This window comes from Haloferula sp. A504 (assembly GCF_044385805.1).
Lineage (GTDB): Bacteria > Verrucomicrobiota > Verrucomicrobiia > Verrucomicrobiales > Akkermansiaceae > Haloferula.
This window is the reverse complement of sequence record NZ_JBISBU010000148.1, coordinates 1-1,313: the sequence shown is the minus strand read 5'-3', so window position 1 is coordinate 1,313 and position 1,313 is coordinate 1. Positions and strand designations below refer to the sequence as shown.

The 1,313-nt window shown below is 63.8% G+C and carries 1 protein-coding gene and 1 pseudogene; both read right to left on the bottom strand.

The window, feature by feature from the left end; all coding sequences use genetic code 11:
* On the bottom strand, nt 1–802 hold an 802-nt coding region (locus ACG2LG_RS23860), incomplete at its 3' end, for a WD40 repeat domain-containing protein (RefSeq protein ID WP_396263376.1).
* Between the two features lie 192 nt (nt 803–994).
* A pseudogene (locus ACG2LG_RS23855) lies at nt 995–1,156 on the bottom strand (WD40 repeat domain-containing protein); the annotation flags it as partial.
* Between the last annotated feature and the right edge of the window lie 157 nt (nt 1,157–1,313).

The following is a 1,313-nucleotide window of genomic DNA, read 5'->3' as shown; positions in this document are numbered from 1 at the left end:
CCAGCTCCCGCGCGCCCCGGACCCCAGAGGAATGCCCCTGTAGAACCGCGAGGCATTGCCCGCTTTGCCCGTCCCACAGGCGCAGCGTCTTGTCCCACGACCAAGAGAGAATCCGGCCGTCAGCCAGCCCCCGCGCGCCCTCGACCTTGAAGAAATGCCCCTCTAGAACCGCGAGGCATTGCCCGTTCTGGGCGTTCCACACGCGCAGCGTCTTGTCCTCAGACCAAGAGAGAATCCGGCCGTCAGCCAGCTCCTGCGCATACAAGAGATCGCCCCAGATCTCTGGAGAATGCCCCTCCAGAACTACGGGGCATTGCCCGCTCTGCCAGTCCCACACGCGCAGCCTACTATCCTTCCAGCACGAAAGGATCCTGCCGTCAGCCAGCTCCTGCGCATACAAGGGCTCGCCCCAGGACTTGCCCCAGATCTCTGGGGAATGCCGCTCCTCGAGAATCGCGAGGCATTCACCCTTCTGCCAGTCCCACACGCGCAGCCTACGGTCCTCCGACCACGAGAGGATCCGGCCATCGGCTAACTCCTGCGCGCCATAGACCTTGCCATAGTTCTTTGAGGAATGCCCCTCGAGAACCGCGAGGCATTCACCCTTCTGCCAGTCCCACACGCGCAGCCGACTATCCTCCGACCACGAGAGGATCCGGCCATCCGCCAGCTGCCGCGCGCCCCAGACCGCATGAGAATGCCCCTCTAGAACCGCAAGGCATTGCCCGTTCTGCCCGTCCCACACGCGCAGCGTCTTGTCCCACGACCACGAGAGGGCTCCGCCGTCGGTCAGCCCTTGCACGCCTAAGACCCCTGAAGAATGCCTCTCCAGAACTGCTAGACGTTGCCTCTTCTGCCAGTTCCACACGCGCAGCGTCTTGTCAACCGACCACGAGAGTATCCGGCCGTCGGCCAGCTCCCGCGCGCCCTGGACCGCATGAGCATGCCCCTCTAGAACCGCAAGGCATTGCTCGTTCTGCCCGTCCCACACGCGCAGAGTCTCGTCATCCGACCACGAGAGGATTCGGCCGTCAGCCAGCTCCCGCGCGCTCCGGACCGCACGAGAATGCCCCTCTAGGGCGTGGCATTGCTTCTTCTGCCAGTTCCACAAGCGCAGCGTATCGTCCTCAGACCACGAGAGAATCCGGCCATCCACCAATTCCTGTGCACCCAAGACCCTTGAGGAATGCCCCTCTAGAACCGCGAGGCATTGCTCTTTCTGCCCGTTCCACAAGCGCAGCCTCTTATCCCACGACCAAGAGAGAATCCGGCCGTCAGCCAGCTCCCGCGCGCCCCGGACCCCAGAGGAATGC